The sequence below is a fragment of the Lentzea miocenica genome (assembly GCF_033949945.1).
Lineage (GTDB): Bacteria > Actinomycetota > Actinomycetes > Mycobacteriales > Pseudonocardiaceae > Lentzea > Lentzea miocenica.
On sequence record NZ_JAXAVW010000008.1, the window covers coordinates 96,170 to 117,235 of the forward strand.

The window sequence follows — 21,066 nt, forward strand, 5'->3', positions numbered from 1 at the left end:
CATGACCGATCCCCACGAGCTCGTCGAGAAACTGGTCGCCTCACTGCCTGATCTGCTCCCGGCCGCCAGGTGGTTCGGCGGCAAGGACAAGCCGATCACGGCCGTCCGTCCACTTCGGACGACAGTGGTCGACGGCGACCTGGTGCACGTGATCTTCGAGGTGGAGCAGCCCGGCCGCACCGAGTGCTACCAGGGCGCACTCAGCCTGAGCACCGGTGCGTGGGACGTGCTGCTGGACCCCGAGCACAACGGGGTGCTGCTGGACCGGATCGCGTCCGGGCACAGCACCGACGGCATCACGTTCGCGCACGAGCCCGGCGCGGAACTGCGCTCCGGCCTGCGCGGGCGGCCGATCGGCGTCGAGCAGTCCAACACGTCGCTGATCTACGGCCAGCAGTACATCCTGAAGATCTTCCGCAAGCTCGCCAGCGGCGAGAACCGCGACCTGACGATGCACCGCGCGCTGCGGTCGGTCGGCTGCGAGCACATCGCGCAGCCGCTGGGGTCGATCTCCACCGAGCTGGACGGAGAGCAGGTCACTCTCGCGATGCTGCAGGAGTTCCTGCCGGACGCGGTCGAGGGCTGGGACATGGCCAAGACCTCGGTCCGCGACCTGATGGCAGAGGCCGACCTGCACGCGTTCGAGGTCGGCGGCGACTTCGCCGGTGAGGCGCAACGCCTCGGCCACGCCGTAGCGAAGGTGCACGCCGATCTCGCCGAAGCGCTCGGCACGCGGATCGCGGACGACGACGCGATCGACCGCGCCATCGCGGGCATGCAGCGGCGTCTTGGCGTCGTGCTGGAGGCGGTGCCGGAGCTCGGCAGGTACGAGGAGCCGTTGCGCGCCGCGTTCGAGGAGGCGCGCCGGCACATCGGCGCGATCCCGATCCAGCACGTCCACGGCGACCTGCACCTGGGCCAGGTGCTGCGGACCGTGCACGGCTGGCTGCTGATCGACTTCGAGGGCGAGCCGGCGGCGGACGTCGCCGAACGCAACGCGCTGAGGTCGCCGTTGCGCGACGTGGCGGGGATGCTGAGGTCGTTCGACTACGCGGCACGGCAGCTGCTCATCGGTCAACCCGACGACGACCAGCTCGCCTACCGCGCGATGGAGTGGACGAAGCGCAACCGGGCGGCGTTCTGCGACGGGTACGCCGAGGTGGCGGCCGATCCGCGGGACAACGCGCACCTGCTGCGCGCGTTCGAGCTGGACAAGGCGGTCTACGAGGTCGCTTACGAGCACGCCAACAGGCCGGAGTGGTTGACGGTTCCGCTTTCGTCGATCGCCCGGATGACCAGCGGAGGAGAGTAAGCCGTGAAGGCCGACCTGGACCGGCTCCTGTCAGGTGCGCACCACGATCCGCACTCGGTGCTGGGTGTGCACACCATCGGCGACCAGGTGATCGCGCGGGCCCTGCGGCCAGGCGCGACCTCGGTGGCGGTGGCGTGGGGAGACAAGCAGGTCGAGCTGCCACGCATCGCCGACGCCCTGTTCGAGGGCGAGCTGCCCGAGGCGCCCGGCGACTACCGGTTGCTGGTCAAGTACAACGGCGGGCCCGCGGTCGAGGTCGACGACCCGTACCGGTGGCTGCCGACGGTCGGCGAGCTGGACCTGCACCTGATCGGTGAAGGCCGGCACGAACGGCTGTGGGACGTGCTGGGCGCGCATGTTCGTTGCTACGAAACGGCTTCCGGCGACATCACCGGTGTCTCGTTCGCGGTGTGGGCGCCGAACGCGCGCGGTGTGCGCGTGACCGGTGACTTCGACGGCTGGGACGGGCGCGCGAACCCGTTGCGCTCCATGGGTTCCAGCGGCGTGTGGGAGGTCTTCCTGCCGAACGTCGCGGTGGGCTCGCGGTACAAGTTCCGCATTCTCGGCCAGGACGGCGTGTGGCACGAGAAGGCCGACCCGATGGCGTTCGCCACCGAGGTCCCGCCGCAGACGGCCTCGGTCGTCACGCGGTCCGAGTACCAGTGGGGCGACGCGGAGTGGGAGGCCCGGCGCGAGGCCACGCAGTGGGCGAACGCGCCGATGTCGACCTACGAGGTGCATCTCGGCTCGTGGAAGCCGGGTCTCGGCTACCGCGAGCTGGCCGTCGAGCTCGCGGACTACTGCGAGGACATGGGCTTCACGCACATCGAGATGCTGCCCGTGGCCGAGCACCCGTTCGGCGGTTCGTGGGGCTACCAGGTCACCTCGTACTACGCGCCGACCTCGCGGTTCGGCTCGCCGGACGACTTCCGGTACTTCGTGGACACGTTGCACCAGCGCGGCATCGGCGTGCTGGTCGACTGGGTGCCCGCGCACTTCCCGAAGGACAGCTGGGCGCTGGCGAAGTTCGACGGCACGCCGTTGTACGAGCACGCCGACCCGCGCCGCGGCGAGCAGCTCGACTGGGGCACGTACGTCTTCGACTTCGGGCGCAACGAGGTCCGCAACTTCCTGGTGGCGAACGCGCTGTACTGGATCGAGGAGTTCCACCTCGACGGTCTGCGCGTGGACGCCGTCGCGTCGATGCTCTACCTCGACTACTCGCGGCCGGCGGGCCAGTGGCTGCCGAACGAGTACGGCGGCCGCGAGAACCTCGACGCGGTGCGGTTCCTGCAGGAGCTGAACGCGACCGTCTACCGGCGGCACCCCGGCGTGGTGATGATCGCCGAGGAGTCGACGGCGTGGCCGGGCGTGACGCGGCCGACGCACCTGGGCGGGCTCGGGTTCGGGTTCAAGTGGAACATGGGCTGGATGCACGACTCGCTGCACTACCTGTCGCGCGAGCCGATCCACCGGTCGTTCCACCACAACGAGATGACGTTCTCGCTGGTGTACGCGTGGAGTGAGAACTTCGTGCTGCCGCTCTCGCACGACGAGGTGGTGCACGGCAAGGGCTCGCTGTGGCAGCGGATGCCGGGCGACGACTGGAACAAGGCCGCGGGCGTGCGGTCGTTGCTGGCCTTCATGTGGGCGCATCCGGGCAAGCAGTTGCTGTTCATGGGCGGCGAGTTCGGGCAGCGGCAGGAGTGGTCGGAGTCGCGGTCGCTGGACTGGCACCTGGTCGAGCAGGAGCCGTTGCACCAGGGCATCCAGTCGCTGATGCGTGACCTGAACTCGGTGTACAAGACGGCGGCGGCGCTGTACTCGCACGACGTCACGCCGGAGGGGTTCCAGTGGATCGACGCGAACGACTCCGCGGGCAACGTGCTGTCGTTCCTGCGGATCGGTGAGGACGGCTCGCAGCTGGTCTGCGTGGCGAACTTCGCCGGGATGCCGCATTACGACTACCGCGTCGGCCTGCCCACCGCGGGCCGGTGGAAGGAACTCGTGAACACCGACGCGTCGGTGTACGGCGGTTCCGGCGTGGGCAACCTCGGCGGCGTCGAGGCCGAGAACAGGCCGTGGCACGGCCGGCCGTACTCGGCGTTGTTGCAGCTGCCGCCCGCGGGTGTGCTGTGGCTGGTGCCCGACCCCGCCTCCGAGCCGGACGAGGTCGTCGCGGAGGCCGAGGCGGTCACGGAGAACGAGGCTGCCGCCGAGGTGGTGACCGCGGCGGAGATCGAGCCGGTCACCGAGGTGGAGACCACCACGGAGATCAAGCCGGTCGTCGAGGCCGCGCCGATCGTCGAGCCGAAGCCGGTCGGGGACACCAAGGCCGCCGCGCCGATCAAGACCGACTGAGACTGACCGACCTGTCCGGCAGCGCTCCGTTCCAGTAGAGCGCGCCGGACACCGTCGCGGTGGCAGGAACCGCCCCCGTGCAGGTGCGCACGACCTGGTCTTTCAGGTCGAACGGCTCGGTGTCCAGGTCCGCACAGGCCGGGACGCCGAGCCGGAGCCCGCTCAGCGGCTGGCTGCCGGTGTTCGTGACGGTGATCTTCAGCGTCTTCCCGGCCGATTCGAGTTCGAGCGAGTACGCAGAGACCCTGAGGAACACGCAATCCCAGTGGATTTCCGTGGTCGTGGTCGCGAAGAACCGCACCGTACTGGCGTTCGGCGGCGCGATCATGCCGTAGCTGTTGTAGCGCTTCGGCTGCTGCTGGAGCGGCCGGCGGGCGTAGATCCGGCCGGTCTGGGCGCCGGTGTGGTCGAGGAACTGGAGCCCGACCGCGGTCGCCGGCCCAGGCCTGGTGCTGCCCGCCCAGACGGACAGGTCGTAGATGCCCTGGGGGATCGCCCGAAGTGACGTGACGACGGTGCCCGGTCCCACGATCACGCCGTTGGGTTTCGGGTCGGGCACGATGCCGCCGGTGCAGCCGGGCATCGTCGGATCGGCCCCGGTAGGAGGGCCGAGAAGGAGCAACGCGGCGAACAGCAATTCGCGCACAGGTGGAAATGTAGGTCGATCCGCGGACTCCGGCCCGGTGAACCTGATCAGCCCGCCGCACGTTGGCTTCTGTATGCGGCTGAGTTCGACGAGTAGGACGCCCCTCGAGCCGACCGGCAGGCACAATGGGTTCATGCGGCACCGGAGCATCGCGCTGATCGTGGCCACCGCCCTGCTCGCGGTGGGCTGCACCGCTGAGATCCCTGGGCGCCCGCGTGCCGCCAAGGTGGTGAAGAAAGAGGCCTCCACCCAGACCATCCAGGTGCGCGGCTCGGACAACGGCCCGATCGACAAGCTGGCCGCGACCGCTCTCACCGACATCGACGAGTTCTGGCAGCAGTCGTTCCAGCAGACGTTCAACAAGCCCTGGAAGCAGCTGAGCGGCGGTTACTACTCGGTCGACACGGCCGACGCCACCGCGAAGCCGCCGCCGTGCACGCAGAAGGCCGCGGACGTGGAGGGCAACGCGTTCTACTGCCCGGCCGCCGACGCGATCGCCTGGGACCGCGCGTCCCTGCTGCCGGTGCTGCAGGACCGCTTCGGCGAGGCCGCGGTGGTCGTGGTGCTGGCGCACGAGATCGGTCACGCGGTGCAGAACCGCATGGGCATCACGCCGGAGGCCGAGCGCCGCGAGCCGGAGAAGTACCCGACGATCCTCACCGAGGCCCAGGCCGACTGCTTCGCGGGCTCGTTCGTCCGCAACGTCGCCGACGGCAAGTCCGGGCGACTCGACATCGGCGCGGACGCCCTGGACAAGGCCCTGGGCGCGCTGATCACGTTCCGCGACCCGGTCGGCACCTCCCCTGAGGACGAGCAGGCGCACGGCAGCGCGTTCGACCGCGTGGCGGCGTTCCAGGACGGCTACGAGCAGGGCACCAAGTTCTGCGCGCAGATGAGCGTCCAGAACCGCCAGTTCACCCAGCGCGCGTTCACCACGGTCAAGGACCGCGCGAACGGCGGCAACCTGCCGTTCTCGGAGATGCTCGAGTCGGTGACGCCGGACCTCGACGGTTACTTCAAGGGCCTGGCCACCGCCGCGGGCAAGACCTGGCCGTCCCCGAAAGCCGAGGCCGCGCAGAGCGAGCCGACCTGCTCCGGCGACCAGGGACCCGTCGCGTACTGCCCGTCGGACAAGACGATCAAGATCGACACCAAGGACGAGCTACCGGCCCTGCACAAGGAACTCGGCGACTACGCGACCGGCACGTTGATCGCGACCAGGTACGCGCTGGCCGAGCTGGCCGTGCAGGGCAAGCCGACGGAGGGCGAGGGCGCGTCGAAGGCGGCGTTGTGCCTGGCCGGCGCGTACACGGGCGCGGTGTTCCAGCGCCAGGACGGGTTCGGGCTCTCGCCGGGTGACTTCGACGAGGCCGTGACCGTGCTGCTGCGCTTCGACTACGCCGCGCGTGACGCGAAGGGCGAGGACGCGGTGGATCCGGGGTTCGAGCGGGTGGCCCGGTTCCGCGAGGGCGTGTTCGAGGGCCCGAAGAAGTGCGGTCTCTGACCTGAACGAGCGGAAACCCGCACCGGCTCGGTGGCCTGGTGCGGGCTTCAGCGTCTGTTGACCGGCGCCTGGTCGGACACGACGGAGATCCGCGCGCCCGGAATCGTCAGGTTGCCACCGATCAGGTCGGTGTTGCGCACCGTCACCTCGGTGAACGTCACGAACGGCACGTTCAGCGGCGGCGGGTGGGCGGCCGTGTAGTCGACCGGGATCTTGATGCCGAGGATGTCCAGGTTGCCCTTGAGCTGCACCGTGAACAGCTCGATCAGCGGCGGCGACTGCCCCTGGCCGGGCAGCCTCACCCGGTTCACCGTGGACGTGCTGCCCGCGCGCGCCGCGGTGACGAGCTTGATCCCCGGCGACACCTCGGCCGACTGCACCAGGTCCCTGATCTTCATGTCGGTCGTCGTGAACTTCAGGACCTTGAGGACCTTGCCGTTCACCACCGCGTCGACCACCCCGACGAAGTTCAGTCCGCCGAGATCCAGCCGGGACGCGGTGAGCGTCCACTCCCGCCCTCCCGCCGCCACCGGGGCAGGGGCCGGTGGCGGGGGCGCCGGTGTCGTAGGAGGCATCGTGATCGACGGAGGCGTCGGCACGGTGGACGACACCGGCGGTGGTTCGGAGGGCTTGCTGGAGACAGGTGGTGGCTCGGAGCTCGTCGTCGGAGCCGGGGAGCTGCTGCTGGAAGGCGGCGGCTCCGAACTCGACGGCGGTTGCAGCGCCAGGACCGCGGCCATCGCGACCGCCGCCATCGGCTGTGTTCGGATCATGTGGGGTGAACCCTCTGGGTCGGCTCAGGCTCCGGCTCGGACTCCAGCTCCGCGCTGTCCTCGCGCTTCGCCTTCCTCGACTTCTTGGGTTCCTTGGGCTCGTTCGTCCACGCCACCGCGAGCGCACCGCCGAGCAGGCTGAGGATGGTGCCGAAGAGGAACCCGCCCATGTTGGTCACGACGAGCGCGACCAGCGACAACAGCACCGTGACGATGCCCGCCGCGAGCCGGAACTTCGGCGCCACCCACAACGACACCGCGCAGATGGCCAGCAACGAGCCGATCATCAGCGCGGACACGCCGCCGAGCGTCTGGATCGAGATGACGATGTCGCCGAGCTTCACGCCGAAGAACGGCGGGAACATGATGATGAACGCACCGCCGGCCACGAACAGGCCGGCCCAGAAGGGCCGGCCACGTCGCCACGCGGTGAATGCGCGCCAGATCCTCAGAAGCACTCTTGCTTCCCCTGGCGAATGGTCAGGTTCATGCCCTTGAACCTGATCGTCTGAGCCGTCGTGGCCCAGGCGGTCTGCTTCAGCCCGGAGATGTTCGCCGAGTCAGCCTGCAGACCGAACGAACCAGGGAGACCTTTGAGGTTCTCCGGCCCCTTGGTCACCTTGCCCGCGTCGACACCGATCTCGGGGTTGCCCAGCGTCAGGTCACCCGAGAGGTCGGTGAGGTTGACGACCAGGTTGTCGGCCGACATACCCCCCACGCCGTCCGCGGTGATGCGCATCGTGACGTCACCGACGATCGGCATGTTGGCGACGAACACCGACTGGCAGAACTTGTTGAGCGTCGCCGTCTTGAAGCCGCTGACCGCGACGACGTGCACCTTGCCGGCACCCGCGTCCACGCCGCCGAACTGGACGAATCCCTGGCCCGTCAAGCTGTCGGCGGAGACCTTGAAATTGGTGCCGGACACCGCGAACGAGGCGGCCAGCGCTCCCTGGGACATGCCGACGAGGAGTGCACCGGCACCCACGGCACCGATTCCGAGGACTCCTACGAATCGTGCCCAGCGCGTTCTACCCATACCGCCAAACTCCTTCCACACCGAAGGCTTGCGTGGGGGACTGTGCGCTCCGAAACATCGGCGAGACAACGAAAACGAGTCCGTGCAGTCTTGAAATCACCCCGGGGGGTGAGACCGTTTCACGTTTGGCCGCAGGTCCTTGCCACACGGCCTCGAAACGCCCTTAGTACTGTTCCGGTCCATGGGGATCGGACGAATCGCCGTCGCGCTGGCCGCGACCGCAGCCCTGACCGCCTGCGCTTCCGTGGTCGAGGGCGACCCGAAGGGCGAGCGCCCCGACCCCACGAAGGTCGCGGGCCTGGAGATCTCCAACGGTCCGTCCGGCCCCAAGGCGGGCGTGCCGGACGCGGACCTGAGCGTGGAGAACGGCGACGGCGGCGAGATGGACCGGCTGGCCATCAACACCCTCGCCGACGTGCAGGAGTTCTGGAAGTCGGAGTTCCCCGCCTCGTTCCCCGGCAAGACCTTCGAGCCGGTGAAGCGTTTGATCTCCTACGACTCCAACGGCAAGGGCGTCCAGGTCTGCAAGCTCGACACCACCGGCGTCGCCAACGCCTTCTACTGCGCGCTCGACGACAGCATCACCTGGGACCGGGGCGAGCTCCTCCCGATGCTCGAGGACTCCTTCGGCCCGATGGCCGTGGTGACCGTCCTGGCCCATGAGATGGGCCACGCCGTGCAGTACAAACTCGGCCCCGCCTCGAACATCGGCGCCAACACCCCGTCGATCGTCAAGGAGCAGCAGGCCGACTGCTACACCGGCGTCTTCATGCGCTGGATCGCCGAGAACAAGTCGAAGCACTTCGAACTGTCCACCGGCGAAGGCCTCAACCAGGTCCTGCAGACGATGTTCTTCATCCGCGACTCGGCCGGCACGTCCTTCGAGAAGCAGGGCGCCCACGGCAGCGCGTTCGACCGCGTCTCCGCCTTCCAGTTCGGCTTCACCCGAGGCGCCGCGAGGTGCGCCGAGATCAACGAGGCAGAGATCAACAAGCGCATCACCGAACGCCCCTTCGACCTCTCCGACACCGACCAGGGCCAGGGCCGCGGCAACGCCAAGATCAGCGAGGACAAGTACCTCAAGGCTCTGGAAGAGTCCCTGCGCGACGCCTACAAGTCGAGCGGCGCGGCCTTCCCCGCCTTCGACAAGGGCGGCATCAAGTCCTGCAACGACGCCCAGACCACCTCACCGGCCTCCTACTGCCCGGCGGTCAACCAGGTCCAGCTCGACCTCCCCGCCCTGGTCAAGATCGGCACTCCCCCGAAGAAGGGCAGCAAGGGCGGCATCGGCGACTTCGCGGCCTTCGCCGTGATCGCCAGCCGCTTCTCGCTCTCCATCCAGCACGCCACCGGCTTCAAACTCGACGACGAAGCCGCGGGCCAGCGCACCGCCTGCCTCACCGGCGCCTGGGCAGGCCTCACCAACCGCCCCGACCCTCCGGCCGGCCTGCGCCTGTCCCCCGGCGACCTGGACGAAGCGGTGGCCGAGCTCCTGGCCGACGACAGCCTCATCGCCTCCGACGTGAACGGCAAAGCCGTCCCCTCCGGCTTCGCCCGCGTGGAAGCCTTCGGTGACGGCTTCTTCCGAGGCTCCTCGTTCTGCGTGAAGAAGTATTCGATTTGATCCTTCATCGACGCTCGTCGATACTTGCCGGGTGCTGACCGACGAAGCCACGACCTACGCCAGCTGGTTCGCGACCCTGTCCGACCCCACCCGCGTCCGCCTGCTCCACCACGTGGCCTCAGCGCCGGGCGCGGTCACCGTCGGCGAGTTGACCACCCTCCTGGGCGTGAGCCAGTCCACCTGCTCGCACCACGTCCGCAAACTGGCCGAGGTCGGCTTCGTCCACGTCCAACGCGAGGGCACCACCACCCTCGTGCGGGTGAACCCGGCCTGCTGCACAGGCCTCCCCCACGCCGCGGACGCGGTCATGGGCGCCCTGACCACGGGCGACGTCCGCCCGGTGCCAGGCGTGACCATGCGCCCGATGACCGCCGCGGACTGGCCGGACGTCCGCCGCATCTACGGCGAAGGCATCGCTTCGGGCAACGCCACCTTCGAAACCGACGTCCCGTCCCGCCGCACCCTGGAGTCCAAATGGCTCCCGGACCACCGCTGGATCGCCGTGGTGGACGGCGAAGTCGCCGGTTGGGCCGCCGCCACCCCGGTCTCCGCCCGCGAGTGCTACTCCGGGGTGGTCGAGACCTCGATCTACGTGGCCGACGCCTCCCAGGGCCGCGGCGTGGGCAAAACCCTGCTGCACCACCAGGTTTCGGCAGCCGACGCCGACGGCCTGTGGACCCTGCAGGCAGTGATCTTCCCGGAGAACCGGGCAAGCATCGCGCTGCACCACAAAGCGGGGTTCCGCACGGTGGGCGTGCGCGAACGAATCGCGCAGCACCACGGCGAATGGCGGGACACCGTCCTTTTGGAACGCCGCCGCCCCTAGTGCCGCGGCTCCCGGCTCACCACGGTTCCTCCTTGAGCCAGCTGTCCGGTGGTCCCACTTCCGCCTGGTCACCCGCCCGCTTCGACGGCGAGTTGCCGCGCACGGGCAGCGCCAGCGTCACCGCGCCGACCTCGGGTGCGGGCAGCAGGAACGGTGGCAGAGCCCGGATCACGCCCTCGTTCTGCAGCCGCACGTACACCTCGCGCACCTGGTTCCGCGCGTCGGCCGTCGCCTGGCGCACGACGGCGGTGATCGCGTGCGCCAGGTCCTCGTGCTTGGCCTGCTTGGTGAGAGGCGACAGTTCGAGCCGCAGCAGCAGGCCGGAGTGGTCGACGGTCGCGCGCACGTCACCGTGCTCGGACCCCGCGGTGCCGCGGACCGCGGCGACCTGCTTCTCGGCCCACTCCCGCGCCTGCTGACGGCGGTCGAGGGTCGTGGCACCTTCCTCGGACTGGGCGCGCAGCCGAGCCGCGCGCGCCTCCGCGTCCTCCGTCACAGGCCCGGCCGAGCGGGACCGCTGTCCGCTTCCTTCGGCTCCTTCACCAGGTCGTCGTGGCTGATCTTGCCCGACGGCTTGCGGCCGTCCTGGTGGAACTCGTCAGGGTTGAACTTGTCGTCGGTGACCAGGCGTGGCCGCGGCGGGTTGACCTCGGGCACACCGGCACCCGCCATGGTCTCGGCCACGGCGCGAAAGCCCATGCGGACCTTCTCCATCTGCCTGCGACCGGTCTCGAGGATGTCCTCGCCCTTCTCCGGCAGCTTGCCGATGACCTCCTCCACGCTGCTCGCCTCGAGCACGGTGGAGTTGACCCCGGACGCACCGGTCTGCAGCGCGTCGCCGACCGCGAGCGTGGCGACGAACGCCGCACCGGTACCAGCGGTCACGGCCGCGACACCGATCGACACCGCCGCGGACGCGAGCGTGATCATGATCTTGGCTTCCCTGACCTCGCCGGCCTCGACGCCCTTGTGCCCGGTCTCGACCAAGGACAGCACGTCGTCGCGGAAGCTCGTGATCGCCTTCTCGTAGGCCTGCATCGCGTACTTCGCGGCACGAACGATGTCCCGCTTGCGGGCGAGCGCACCCTCGATGCTCGGCTGGCCACGCAGGTACGAGCGGAAGCCGTCGGCGGCGTCGCCCTCCCAGTTCTCCAGGTAGAGGTCGATGTCGTTGAGCACGCCCTCGCAGAAGTCCTGGTCGATGTCGTCCGCCGCCTTGGACAGCAACGAGATCTCCTCGCGCACGCCCCCGAGCGCCACCTCGACGTCGATGAACCGGCCGAACTTGGCGAAGAGGAGCTGAACGTCCTGCTTCGCCGTTGGGTAGCTCGCGTTCTTCTCCAGGTGGTCCGGGAAGAACCAGTCCTCCTGCTCGTCGAACTTCTTGCAGAAGTAGTCGGCGTGCTTCTGCATGTCATTGGCCCAGCTCACGACAGGAACCCTCCGAACGCCCGCTCGTTGTCGGAGTCCACGGCGATGTAGCGCTCGGCGACCTCGATGAGAGCCTCCTGCGCCAGCCCGAGGTTCTCCTCGTTCTTGCCGAACACCCCCAGCAGCATCGACCGCGCGCCGTACCACTCGCCATGCGCCTCGTAGACCTCGACGTCCCCCGCGAACGCCCGGCCGTCGATCTGCTCGGTCTGCGCGATCTTGCTCCGCGCGGTGTGCGTGTGGTCGATGAGCTTGCCGATGTCGTGCGTCGCCGTGTACTTCAAACCCTCTGGTTCGGCGTGGAACCCCGAGCCCATCTCTCTCCCTGGCCAGTCTCAATTGGATCCGACGACGTCAGGCTATGTCACCCGTTCGGGTGAAGATCACACAGTCGTCGTCACACTAGGTGTCACCAATCTGTCAGCGCCCGCTGACAAGTTGGTGACATGGGGAAACAGCGAACCTTCGCAGTGCTGCTCTCCGCACTGGTTCTGCTGGTAGCGGCGCCACTGACGGCAGCCGCCAACAGCTTCAGCCCGCACGCGGACAACAAGGCACACAGCTTCTTCTTCGACGACGACCTCAGCTCGGCGCAGAAGTCCGGCGTCGACTGGGCGCGCAAGAACTCACTCGCGCCCACAGACATGACCACAAGCGTGAACACCACCTACAACACCAAGGTCGACGTGTGGGTCTACTCGACCTGGAACCCACCAGCGGACCTGAGGAACGCCTACGCGTGGGCGGGCTGCATCAAGCGCGTCAACGCGTCCAAGTGCGACCAGCACGAGCTAGTGATCAACAACAGGAAGCCGCACAGCAACTACAAGTCCCTCGGCTGCCACGAGATCGGCCACACCGTCGGCCTCGGCCACGCGTCGGGCAAGAACAGCTCGTACACCACGCCGAACCGCTCGTGCATGCGCGGAAACCCCGACCACAACTACTACTCCACGCACGACAAGAACCACATCAACGGCGCCTACTGATGAGGACTCCCATGCGCACCTTGCTGTTGGTGGGCGCAGCCGCACTGGCGCTCACCGCATGTTCGTCCACACCCGCTGCCAGCCCTGGTTTCTGGGACGCACACACCGTCCAGGGCTCGATGCCGGACGAACCCGAAACCATTGAGCAACTGGCCTCCCAGTCACAACTGGTGGTGCTGGGCACCATCAACGGCGTCACGGAAGGCAAGGAGTACACCGACCCCGGCAAGCCGGCCCACCGCACGTCGAACGTGGCGATCCAGGTGGAGAAGTCGAGCAACCCCAACATCTCCAAGGCCGTGGTGGAGTTCTCCCGGCAACCCGAGACAACCCTCACGGACGTGGCTTCGGGCCTGCCCCAAGGCAAGTACGTCTTCTACCTGCAGCACTGGTACGACGGCCCAGACGGCCCCGTGTACGGCTGCACGTCCGTAGGCATGTGCGCCGTAGGCATCGACGGCGGCTCCATCTCAACCCCGCGCGACCCCGGCCTGGCCGAGGACATGCGCTCCGAGGGACGCGTGCCGATGAAGAACCAGGCCCCGTCCCCAGACGGCCTGACGGTGGACCAGATCTTCACCACCAGCGCGGCAGCGGTCCCGGCTTCCTGACCGACTGGCCGGGGTGACCACGCGGTCACCCCGGCCCGTGCATCCGGCGCGCGGCTCCCAGACGCGTCTATGCGGCACGTGCGTGCACGAGCACCGTCCCTGGCTTGCCCAGCTCGGGAGCATCGATGGTCTCCGCCACGATTTCCCTGAACCCTGTCGCGGTGAGTTGTTCGATCCACTGGTGAACAGGAAGGTGCCGCTGCCGGACGATCTGGCCGGTCTCGTTCTCCTGCGCAGTGGCGGGCGACTGAGAGAAGGCGAAGACACCGCCGTGGCTCATCCTCATGCGCACCAGAGGAAAGAGAGCTTCCGGGTCGGTGAACCAAACCGCGCCGAAGATCGAGTAGACAACGTCGAACATGATGTTCGTGTCGGTGAGATAACCGAGCACGTCGGCGGTGACGAACTCCAACCGCCCGAGGTGTCCCCAGGCCTGGCGAGCAAGGCCAGCACGACTGGGAGCGATGTCGATGCCCGTGCAGACCGCGCCCAGGGTGGCGAGGTGGGCGAGGTTGGCCCCGGCGCCGGACCCGAGTTCGAGCACTCTCTTCCCGCGAAGGTCACCGAGGACTGTCTCGTCGGGGCCGTGGTCAGGGTATTGGGTCCAGTTGAGCCACGTCGTAGCGCCGGCCGCGTTGACGGCGCGACGCGGCGTGTACTTCGCGGCGTACCGCTCCCAGATCTCTGCTTGGGCGCCGCTCACCAGCGATCCCTTCGTGTGGAGAGTCCCTCGTTCCCGCTCTCAGACACCACGCGGTCAAACAGCGATGGCGAAGCCGAGCCGCCTTCCGGAGCGCAAGCTCCCGGCGGTGGGGTCCCGTCACCGCCAACGCAACCACCTACGCAACCGGCAGCCGCCCAACGTCAGGCGTGCCATCAACCCGCCGGTGGCGCGGTATCCCCAGATCAGATTGCCGGGGGTCTGGGGGCAGCGCCCAGGGGAAGCACTCAACAGGAACTCGCCGCCCGCAACCCAACCACCCTCAAAGCCAGCGACTCTCAAACCCTCAGTACAACGCCGAAGCCAGATTCCGCCGAGCCGCGGCAACGCGAGGATCATCCGCCGGGAACAACTCGAACAGCCCGACCAAATGCTGCCGAACCCGATCCCGATCATCCCCGTAAACCCGGCGCACGGTATCGACCAACCGCCGGAATGCCTCCTCAACCTGCTGCAACGCCACCTGCGCGTCAGCAGCAGCCAGCTGAGCGTCGACATCGTCAACCGCGGCATCGGCCTTGGCGATCACCGCAGGGTCGACCCCTTCGGCCCGCTCAGCGAACCGAGCCTGCGCCAGCCCTTCCTTGGCCAGCTCATTCCCCGGCTCAGCGGCGAGAATCTGCGAGTAATACCCCTGAGCAGCAACATAATCGCCGCGCTCGAAAGCCTCCTCAGCAGCAACGATCAAAGGATCCTCAATCAGATCCTCCTCAGCGACAACGGGAGCCCCAGCCCGAGCCTCCCCAGCCCGAATCCCCGGCAGCCGCTCCCGCAACGCGTCCAGCAACCGAGCGATCCACGCGGACAACTCCGCGTCGGCCAACGGCCCGGCAAAAGCATCGATGGGCTGACCAGCGGCAACAGCCACCACGGTCGGCACGGACTGCACCCCGAACGCCTGCCCGATCCGAGGCGCCGCCTCCAGATCGACCCGCGCCAGAATCCACGAACCACCAGAGGCGGACGCGAACCGGGTCAGCGAGGTGGCCAGCTGCTGGGACTCTGGGCTGTAGGAGGCACCCAGCAGCACCACGACGGGCACTTGCAGGGACTGCTCGACCACAGCCTGGAAAGACGCCTCGGTGACGTCCACGATCCACGGCGCGGAGCCGTTCTCGGCGCCGGCGGCCGGAGAACCGGCGGCGGCGGGCGTGGCGGCGGCGGTGCGGGCGGCGTCGGCGCGCGCCTTCAGGGCACCGAGGTCGACGGCGCCCGAGAGCGCGGCGGACAGTGCGGCGGTCTTGCGAGGATCAGGCCTTGTCACGTGTTCCATCCTGGCACGGCTAGTTCCCGGACCGGGTCCAGGGCCATCGGGTTGACGCGCATCGCCTCGTTGGCCGAAGCGATGCGTAGAGCGAGCGGTGTCATCAGGTCGATGAACCGCGACGTCGGACCTTCGCCCAACGCCTCCCACGGGGTCAGAGCAGCGGCATCGGTTGCTCGCTCCACCGCGGGAAGATCACCGGGCAGGTCCGAAACCGCTTCCCATTCCTCGACGGTCCAACCACGCGCGGCTCGCATGTATGCCGGATCGAGGGAATGTTCACGCGCGTACAGCGCAAGCGCCTGGCACGGTCCCACATCATGTGCCACTAGCGCAGCCACATGGCCATCTCCGCGTGCCTCACGCAAAATCGTGCAGGCGTGCCAAAGCGCCAAATGCGGTTCAACCGGCCACGGCAACGCACGGTTCGCGGCGGCCAACGGACGTCCCGCGATGGGAGCGGCCAGAGCAGCCGCACGGGCCAATGAAGCGGCTTCCTCCACAACGGGCGTGTCGACGTCGCCCAGCAACCGCCGCAACGCCCCGTCCACGCCCTCAAGCCGTGCGCGCAGGAATTCCTCGGGAGATGCGATCTCCCACGCGTCCGGAAGGGCGCGCGACACCATGCGCGGGGCGAAGTTGTAGAAGACGGCCGTCACCAACTCCGGGGAGGCCGCACCCAAAGGCGCCGCGCGCATGCCGAAGTAGCCCATCCACCCGCCCTTGCAGCCCAGCGCGTCGGTTGCCGCGCGGGATTCGGGCGTGAAGTACGTGACGTCGTGGTAAGGCTCGAACCTCAACCACAGCTGCCTCGCGTCCACGCCCGACACGCTAACCCAGTGAACGCCGGTGCACGGATCCACTCACCGTGCCGGCGTAGAGCGTTCGGCCATCCGAGGAGACGAGCAGCGCCTCCACACCACGCTCCACGTCCGGGCCGCCGAACACAGTCCATGAACGGCCGCCATCAGAGGACCGCAGCACTCCCTTGCTGGACCCCTCGAACGAGATCGAGCCGAGGTACAGCACACCGTCAGGGGCAATCGCGATCGTGGACAGCTGTTCGGTCGAAACCTTGGGCACCTCGGTGAAGGAAGCCCCGTCGAACGACACGAACACCGAGTTCTGCCCCACCGCCACGACGTGCCGCGGATCGCGCGGATCCACCAGCACCGAATTCATCCGTCCGGGCAACACCTGCCGCAACGACACACCGGCGTCCGTCGACCGGTAGAGGCCACCGGCGTCCGCGAGCCAGATGCCACCAGGATCAGCCGCGATGGTCTTGATCCCGCGCAACGGACCGTGCACCCGCTGCACAAAGGACAGCCCGCCATCCAATGACACGTAGAACGCGTTGATCAGGTACGCGCCCAAATACACGCGACCAGGCAAGACCGGGTCGAACACCAGCGAACGCGTGTTGCCCGGCATCTCCGCGGTGATCGCCCACGAGCGGCCGCCGTCCAGCGACCGCTCGACGAAGATCGCGTCCATCGACCCGCGGTAGCCGTTCCGCCCCCGCAGCACGACCCCGTCGCGAGCCGCCAGCGCGCCGACCCGGTTGCCGATGGCCGGCGGCGCGGACCCGTCGAAGTCCCACTCCTGCGACGCCACGGGCAGATCGGTCCGATAGGACCCCTGCATCGTCCCTGCGATGATCGACCGCCCGGACACGGCCAGCGACAGCACGTGCGCCCCCGGCACGCCGACCCGCTTGAAGTGCTCGTGATCAGCAGTCGCGTAGACCCCGCCGGACCCGTAGACCCACTGCCAGTCCGGCATGTCGGGGAAACTGCCGATCTCGGTGTAGACGTCGACCTGCTCCACCGCGTCGGTCCGCTTCCAGGTGACTCCCTGGTCCGCACTGATGAAGTGCCCGTCCAACGTCTGCACCTGGATCCAGCCGTTGGCCGTGATCCCGCCGTACAAGATCCACGACGCCGTCCACGGCCCCGTCACCGCACGCCACGAAACCCCGCGGTCGGCAGACAGGTGCACCCCACCGCTGAACTTGCGCGCCACCACGACGTCGCCACGCGAGCTGATCTTGTCGGCCGGCACGTCGGACGCCGACCACTTCCCGGCCCGCAGCACGTGCACCACGCCACCCGCGGCGACGACGAGATCCGGTCCCACGACGTGCACGTCCTCAGCAGCGGCAGGCGATCCGGGCAGCAACGACCAGCCCAGCCCGCCGACCCCGCGATAGACGCCCTCCGCGGAGGCCGCGTACGACACACCCGCAGCCCCGAACGCGACGTCCTGCACCTCAGAAGGTGTCCGCAACGCGACCGAGAACGACAGACCGCCGTCGACGGACCGCAGCACGGTCCCGGCACCGCCACCGCCCTCGTACCCGGCCACGAGCACGCTGTCCGGCCGCGCCGGATCGGCCGCCAGCGCGGCACCGCGCATCTCCGGGAACAGCCTCCCCTGCCGCCAGCTGCGGCCCCGGTCGTCGGACCGGAACACCTGCTGGCCCGCGCCCGGCAGCACGTAGGCGATCTTCTGGGCGAACGCCAGGTACCCGCCCGCGCCGTTCGGGCCGATGTTGTCCCACCTGGTGGACGGTCCGGCGTGCGCGGACGGAACGACCGCCAGCACCGCGGTCAGCAAGATGATCACGAATCTCACGAGATGCGCCTCCGCTCGACTCTCGAACAGGTCGGCGGCGGAGCACGATCATGGCGTGTCGGAGAGGTGCTCCTCAACCCTTCGCACCTTGGCCGTCAGCTGCCCGGTGTAGCCGGGCCGGATGTCCGCCTTGAGCACGAGCGAGACCCGCGAGGCGCTGGCCTGCACAACCTCCGTCGCGCGCTTGACCACGGCCATCACCTCGTCCCACTCCCCCTCGATCAAGGTGAACATCGCGTTCGTCTCATTGGGCAGGCCGGACTCCCGCACGACCCGGATCGCCTCGGCGACGGCCTTCGCGACGCTTCCGGATTCGTCCGAACCGGACGGAGCAACGCTGAACGCGACAAGCACACGAGCCTCCTGATGATCCTCTGGTGTACTGACTGGTAGCTTCGGGCCTCATGACACCGCTGCCGTTCGATCCGATCGCCCGCGCGGCCGAACTGTGGGACGAGCGCGTTGGTTCGGCCACGTCGATGGCCGCCGTCACGAGCGTCATGCGTGTCCAGCAAATCATCCAGTCCGCCGTGGACGCAGCCCTCAAACCGCACGGGCTCACGTTCGCGCGCTACGAGGCGTTGGTGCTGCTCTTCTTCTCCCGCAAGGGCGCGCTGCCGATGCGTGTGATGGGCGAGCGCCTGCAGTTGCACCCCACGAGCGTGACCAACATCGTCGACCGGCTGGAGAGCGACGGCCTGGTCCGCCGCACCCCGCACCCGACCGACCGCCGCACCACGCTGGTGGAGATCACCGGCGCGGGCCTGCAGCGCCGCGAGGAGGCGACCGCGGCCGTGGTCGACGTCAACCTGGGCCTCAAGGGCCTCACCGACCGGCAGACCGAGCAGCTCACCGACCTGCTCGCCAAGGTCCGCCGGGCCAGCGGCGACTTCGAGGACTGAAATCCGGTTGAGCGCGCCGCGATGATGGTCGCGTGACGGAACGGTCGATCATCGCCCTGGTCAGCGCGCCCAGCGGGTTCGCCGGCCGCACCGAGGCCGTCCCGGTCGGGAGTCCGTGGTGGGCCGACGCCGAACCCGTCAACCAGGCGCTGGAACAGCTGCTGGGCGTGCCCACGAGCGTGCTGCGGCTGGTCTCGGTGGAGGGCGGCGACGCACCCGGCGGTGGCCTGGTCACCTACCACGTCGAGGCGCACGGCGAACCCGACCGGACCCGCCTCCGGCCCGCGGAGGAACCCGAACCCGACGCCCCGCGCAGGCTGCCGTGGGCACGGCTCGGCGGACCGGCCGAGCTGATCGCGTGGGCCGACACCGAGATCGACCGCACCGGACCGGCGGTCCAGGTGAAGACCTGGAACCTGTCCTCGGTGCACCGCCTGCCCACCGCGAACGGCTCCGCGTGGCTGAAGGCCGTCCCGTCGTTCTTCGCCGACGAGGCCGCGGTGATCAGGATGGTCGCCGCGCACGACCCGACGCTGGTGCCCGAGGTGCTCGCCTCCGCGCCGTTCCGCGTCCTGCTCGGCAACGCCGCGGGCAACGACTGCTGGCGCGTCACGCCCGAGCACGTCGATCTGATCGTGCCGCGCTGGGTCGCGGTGCAGGACGCGCTGGCCGGTGAGCCGAGGGTCCGGCCGTCAGCCGTGCCGATGCCGTCCTTCGGGTTGCCGGAGACGTTGGTGCACGGCGACTTCCACCCCGGCAACTGGTTCGACAGCGGTGTGGTCATCGACTGGTCCGACGTCGTGTGGGGCAATCCGGCACTGGACGCGGGCCGGCTGATCGAGTTCTGCCCACCGGAGCTGCGCGACCACATCCGGACGGTGTGGAGCGAGGCGTGGCTGAAACTCCGCCCGGACAGCCGGCCGCTCGACGCACTCGACGCCGCCCGCGGCACCTCGCACCTGCTGAACGCGGTGAAGTACCAGGAGTTCCTGGACAACATCGAGGACTCCGAGCGGATCTACCACCGCGACGACCCGGCGAACGAACTGAGGGCTGCCTTGAAGCTGGTGCTCCGATGACGGGACGAACCGTGATCGCCCTGGTCAGCACGCCCAGCGGGTTCGCGGGCCGGACGGAGTTGTTCCCGGTCGGCTCGTCGGACTGGAACCACGTAGAGCCGGTCAACGAGGCCCTGGAGCAGCTGCTCGGCGTGCCCACGAGCGTGCTGCGGCTGATCTCGGTCAGGGGCGGCGCGATGATGACCGGCGGTCTGGTCACCTACCACGTCGAGGCACACGGCGAACCCGACCGCACGAAGCTCCACCCCGCACGGGAACCCGAGGCGGACGCCCCGAACAGGCTGCCGTACGCGCGGATGGGCGGACCGGCCGAGCTGATCGCGTGGGCCGACACCGAGATCGACCGCACCGGACCGGCGGTCCAGGTCCGCACCTGGAACCTCTCGACCGTCCACCGGTTGCCCACCAGGAACGGTCCGGTGTGGCTGAAGGCCATCCCGTCGTTCTTCGCCGACGAGGGCACTGTGATCAAGATGGTCGCCGCCCACGACCCCGCGCTGGTCCCGGAAGTGATCGCCTCGGCACCACAACGGGTGCTGCTGGGCGACGCACCGGGCGACAAGTGCTGGCCGATCAAGCCCGAGCACGTCGATCTCATCGTGCCGCGCTGGGTCGCCGTGCAGAACGCGCTGGCCGGCGAGCCGCGGATCACCCCGACGACCGTGCCGATGCCGTCGTTCGGGCTACCGGACACGCTGACGCACGGCGACTTCCACCCCGGCAACTGGCGGCAGAGCGGCGAGGTCATCGACTGGTCGGACGCCGTGTGGGGACACCCGGCGCTCGACGCGTGCCGGGTGATGGAGCGCTGCGACGCCGAGATGAGCGACCACGTCCGGAAGGTGTGGAGCGAAGCGTGGCTCGAACACCGTCCGGACAGCCGGCCGCTGGAGGCGCTCGACGTCGCCCGCCGGGCGGGACACCTGCACAACGCGGTGAAGTACCAGGTGTTCCTGGACAACATCGAGCAGTCCGAGCGGATCTACCACGAGGGCGACCCGCAGGACGAGCTCAGAGCTGTTCGGGCGCTGGTGCGGTAGCGGTCTCGTCCAGGCGGTTTGTCTTCGTGGCCCAGCGCTCGAAGATCACCGTGCCGAACGGCGGGATGCTCGACAGCAGGCCGAGCACGAGCGTGCGCACGTCCCACTTGAGCGGCTCCTTCGCCATCAGCGTGACGAGGATGAAGCCCACGAAGATGATGCCGTGGATCGGGCCGAAGATCTTGACCCCGATCTCGTTCTGCACGACCACGTACTTGAAGAACATCCCGAGCAGCAGTCCCGCCCAGGAGATCGCCTCGGCGAGGGCGAAGATGCGGAACCGTCCAGCCGCTGTGGAGAACGTCAT

The 21,066-nt window shown here is 68.6% G+C and carries 23 protein-coding genes; 10 read left to right on the top strand and 13 right to left on the bottom strand.

Annotation, left to right across the window (positions count from 1 at the left end; genetic code table 11):
* The first annotated feature begins 1 nt into the window (after position 1).
* Together SK803_RS11570 and glgB are read left to right on the top strand one after the other, a co-directional pair.
* The gene (locus tag SK803_RS11570) at positions 2-1,312 is read left to right on the top strand and encodes a maltokinase N-terminal cap-like domain-containing protein (RefSeq protein WP_319965891.1); all 1,311 of its coding nucleotides are present in this window, start codon (positions 2-4) and stop codon (positions 1,310-1,312) included.
* Between the two features lie 3 nt (positions 1,313-1,315).
* Positions 1,316-3,673 (top strand): 1,4-alpha-glucan branching protein GlgB, encoded by a 2,358-nt coding sequence (gene glgB, locus SK803_RS11575; RefSeq protein WP_319965892.1) that lies wholly within the window; start codon positions 1,316-1,318, stop codon positions 3,671-3,673.
* Here the strand turns inward: glgB and SK803_RS11580 are convergent.
* On the bottom strand, positions 3,660-4,319 hold the full coding sequence (locus tag SK803_RS11580) for a DUF7850 domain-containing protein (protein WP_319965893.1): 660 nt from the start codon (positions 4,317-4,319) through the stop codon (positions 3,660-3,662). The two genes, glgB and SK803_RS11580, sit on opposite strands and share 14 nt — an antisense overlap.
* 133 nt (positions 4,320-4,452) lie before the next feature.
* On the opposite strand from SK803_RS11580, the gene SK803_RS11585 reads away from it, so the two are divergent.
* Positions 4,453-5,823 carry a neutral zinc metallopeptidase gene (locus SK803_RS11585; RefSeq protein ID WP_319965894.1) on the top strand — a complete coding sequence of 457 codons (1,371 nt, stop codon included), beginning with the start codon at positions 4,453-4,455 and terminating at the stop codon, positions 5,821-5,823.
* Between the two features lie 47 nt (positions 5,824-5,870).
* On the opposite strand, the gene SK803_RS11590 is transcribed toward SK803_RS11585, so the two are convergent.
* Genes SK803_RS11590 through SK803_RS11600 form a run of 3 tightly spaced genes read right to left on the bottom strand, consistent with a single transcriptional unit; the run spans position 5,871 to position 7,635 of the window.
* Positions 5,871-6,596, bottom strand: coding sequence for a hypothetical protein (locus SK803_RS11590; protein ID WP_319965895.1), 726 nt, complete (start codon positions 6,594-6,596; stop codon positions 5,871-5,873).
* Positions 6,593-7,054 (bottom strand): DUF6114 domain-containing protein, encoded by a 462-nt coding sequence (locus tag SK803_RS11595; protein ID WP_319965896.1) that lies wholly within the window; start codon positions 7,052-7,054, stop codon positions 6,593-6,595. Before SK803_RS11595 ends, SK803_RS11590 begins: the two co-directional genes overlap by 4 nt.
* The gene (locus SK803_RS11600; protein WP_319965897.1) at positions 7,045-7,635 is read right to left on the bottom strand and encodes a DUF6230 family protein; all 591 of its coding nucleotides are present in this window, start codon (positions 7,633-7,635) and stop codon (positions 7,045-7,047) included. Before SK803_RS11600 ends, SK803_RS11595 begins: the two co-directional genes overlap by 10 nt.
* 181 nt (positions 7,636-7,816) lie before the next feature.
* Between SK803_RS11600 and SK803_RS11605 the strand changes: the two genes are divergently transcribed.
* Positions 7,817-9,259 (top strand): neutral zinc metallopeptidase, encoded by a 1,443-nt coding sequence (locus tag SK803_RS11605; protein ID WP_319965898.1) that lies wholly within the window; start codon positions 7,817-7,819, stop codon positions 9,257-9,259.
* Positions 9,260-9,290: 31 nt separating this feature from the next.
* The gene (locus SK803_RS11610) at positions 9,291-10,085 is read left to right on the top strand and encodes a helix-turn-helix domain-containing GNAT family N-acetyltransferase (RefSeq protein ID WP_406601519.1); all 795 of its coding nucleotides are present in this window, start codon (positions 9,291-9,293) and stop codon (positions 10,083-10,085) included.
* 16 nt (positions 10,086-10,101) lie between these two features.
* Here the strand turns inward: SK803_RS11610 and SK803_RS11615 are convergent, their stop codons facing one another.
* Genes SK803_RS11615 through SK803_RS11625 form a run of 3 tightly spaced genes read right to left on the bottom strand, consistent with a single transcriptional unit; the run spans position 10,102 to position 11,833 of the window.
* Positions 10,102-10,581, bottom strand: coding sequence for a YbaB/EbfC family nucleoid-associated protein (locus SK803_RS11615; RefSeq protein WP_319965899.1), 480 nt, complete (start codon positions 10,579-10,581; stop codon positions 10,102-10,104).
* Positions 10,578-11,516 (bottom strand): hypothetical protein, encoded by a 939-nt coding sequence (locus SK803_RS11620; protein ID WP_319965901.1) that lies wholly within the window; start codon positions 11,514-11,516, stop codon positions 10,578-10,580. The genes SK803_RS11615 and SK803_RS11620 overlap by 4 nt, the downstream gene beginning before the upstream one ends.
* Positions 11,513-11,833 carry a hypothetical protein gene (locus SK803_RS11625; protein WP_319965902.1) on the bottom strand — a complete coding sequence of 107 codons (321 nt, stop codon included), beginning with the start codon at positions 11,831-11,833 and terminating at the stop codon, positions 11,513-11,515. The genes SK803_RS11620 and SK803_RS11625 overlap by 4 nt, the downstream gene beginning before the upstream one ends.
* A 129-nt stretch (positions 11,834-11,962) precedes the next feature.
* On the opposite strand from SK803_RS11625, the gene SK803_RS11630 reads away from it, so the two are divergent.
* Positions 11,963-12,505, top strand: a complete 543-nt coding sequence (locus SK803_RS11630) for a hypothetical protein (protein ID WP_319965903.1) — start codon at positions 11,963-11,965, stop codon at positions 12,503-12,505.
* Between the two features lie 11 nt (positions 12,506-12,516).
* On the top strand, positions 12,517-13,116 hold the full coding sequence (locus tag SK803_RS11635) for a hypothetical protein (protein WP_319965905.1): 600 nt from the start codon (positions 12,517-12,519) through the stop codon (positions 13,114-13,116).
* Between the two features lie 67 nt (positions 13,117-13,183).
* Here the strand turns inward: SK803_RS11635 and SK803_RS11640 are convergent, their stop codons facing one another.
* The 5 genes from SK803_RS11640 to SK803_RS11660 form a co-directional block, all read right to left on the bottom strand.
* A complete protein-coding gene (locus tag SK803_RS11640) occupies positions 13,184-13,819 on the bottom strand; it encodes a class I SAM-dependent methyltransferase (protein ID WP_319965906.1) in 636 nt (211 codons plus the stop codon).
* Between the two features lie 304 nt (positions 13,820-14,123).
* Positions 14,124-15,101, bottom strand: coding sequence for a tetratricopeptide repeat protein (locus tag SK803_RS11645; protein ID WP_319965907.1), 978 nt, complete (start codon positions 15,099-15,101; stop codon positions 14,124-14,126).
* On the bottom strand, positions 15,098-15,922 hold the full coding sequence (locus SK803_RS11650) for an SCO6745 family protein (RefSeq protein WP_319965908.1): 825 nt from the start codon (positions 15,920-15,922) through the stop codon (positions 15,098-15,100). Before SK803_RS11650 ends, SK803_RS11645 begins: the two co-directional genes overlap by 4 nt.
* Positions 15,923-15,932: 10 nt before the next feature.
* Positions 15,933-17,729, bottom strand: coding sequence for a WD40/YVTN/BNR-like repeat-containing protein (locus tag SK803_RS11655; RefSeq protein WP_319965910.1), 1,797 nt, complete (start codon positions 17,727-17,729; stop codon positions 15,933-15,935).
* A gap of 57 nt (positions 17,730-17,786) precedes the next feature.
* Positions 17,787-18,092, bottom strand: a complete 306-nt coding sequence (locus SK803_RS11660) for an MTH1187 family thiamine-binding protein (RefSeq protein ID WP_319965911.1) — start codon at positions 18,090-18,092, stop codon at positions 17,787-17,789.
* A gap of 50 nt (positions 18,093-18,142) precedes the next feature.
* Between SK803_RS11660 and SK803_RS11665 the strand changes: the two genes are divergently transcribed.
* From SK803_RS11665 to SK803_RS11675, 3 genes are read left to right on the top strand one after another with little or no spacing between them, the layout of a single operon-like run.
* On the top strand, positions 18,143-18,640 hold the full coding sequence (locus SK803_RS11665; RefSeq protein WP_319965912.1) for a MarR family winged helix-turn-helix transcriptional regulator: 498 nt from the start codon (positions 18,143-18,145) through the stop codon (positions 18,638-18,640).
* A 32-nt stretch (positions 18,641-18,672) separates the two neighbouring features.
* A complete protein-coding gene (locus SK803_RS11670) occupies positions 18,673-19,719 on the top strand; it encodes a phosphotransferase (RefSeq protein ID WP_319965913.1) in 1,047 nt (348 codons plus the stop codon).
* A complete protein-coding gene (locus SK803_RS11675; protein ID WP_319965914.1) occupies positions 19,716-20,759 on the top strand; it encodes a phosphotransferase in 1,044 nt (347 codons plus the stop codon). The genes SK803_RS11670 and SK803_RS11675 overlap by 4 nt, the downstream gene beginning before the upstream one ends.
* Here the strand turns inward: SK803_RS11675 and SK803_RS11680 are convergent.
* Positions 20,731-21,066: a DUF3817 domain-containing protein gene (locus tag SK803_RS11680; protein WP_319965916.1), complete on the bottom strand. Its 336-nt coding sequence runs from the start codon at positions 21,064-21,066 to the stop codon at positions 20,731-20,733. The two genes, SK803_RS11675 and SK803_RS11680, sit on opposite strands and share 29 nt — an antisense overlap.

What these genes read in the sequence shown, in the direction of transcription:
- SK803_RS11570 (WP_319965891.1), top strand. Translation starts at nt 2, where the DNA reads ATGACCGATCCCCACGAGCTCGTCGAGAAACTGGTCGCCTCACTGCCT.
- SK803_RS11585 (WP_319965894.1), top strand. Translation starts at nt 4,453, where the DNA reads ATGCGGCACCGGAGCATCGCGCTGATCGTGGCCACCGCCCTGCTCGCG.
- SK803_RS11590 (WP_319965895.1), bottom strand. Translation starts at nt 6,596, where the DNA reads ATGATCCGAACACAGCCGATGGCGGCGGTCGCGATGGCCGCGGTCCTG.
- SK803_RS11600 (WP_319965897.1), bottom strand. Translation starts at nt 7,635, where the DNA reads ATGGGTAGAACGCGCTGGGCACGATTCGTAGGAGTCCTCGGAATCGGT.
- SK803_RS11605 (WP_319965898.1), top strand. Translation starts at nt 7,817, where the DNA reads ATGGGGATCGGACGAATCGCCGTCGCGCTGGCCGCGACCGCAGCCCTG.
- SK803_RS11625 (WP_319965902.1), bottom strand. Translation starts at nt 11,833, where the DNA reads ATGGGCTCGGGGTTCCACGCCGAACCAGAGGGTTTGAAGTACACGGCG.
- SK803_RS11630 (WP_319965903.1), top strand. Translation starts at nt 11,963, where the DNA reads ATGGGGAAACAGCGAACCTTCGCAGTGCTGCTCTCCGCACTGGTTCTG.
- SK803_RS11635 (WP_319965905.1), top strand. Translation starts at nt 12,517, where the DNA reads ATGCGCACCTTGCTGTTGGTGGGCGCAGCCGCACTGGCGCTCACCGCA.
- SK803_RS11665 (WP_319965912.1), top strand. Translation starts at nt 18,143, where the DNA reads ATGACACCGCTGCCGTTCGATCCGATCGCCCGCGCGGCCGAACTGTGG.
- SK803_RS11675 (WP_319965914.1), top strand. Translation starts at nt 19,716, where the DNA reads ATGACGGGACGAACCGTGATCGCCCTGGTCAGCACGCCCAGCGGGTTC.
- SK803_RS11680 (WP_319965916.1), bottom strand. Translation starts at nt 21,066, where the DNA reads ATGACGTTCTCCACAGCGGCTGGACGGTTCCGCATCTTCGCCCTCGCC.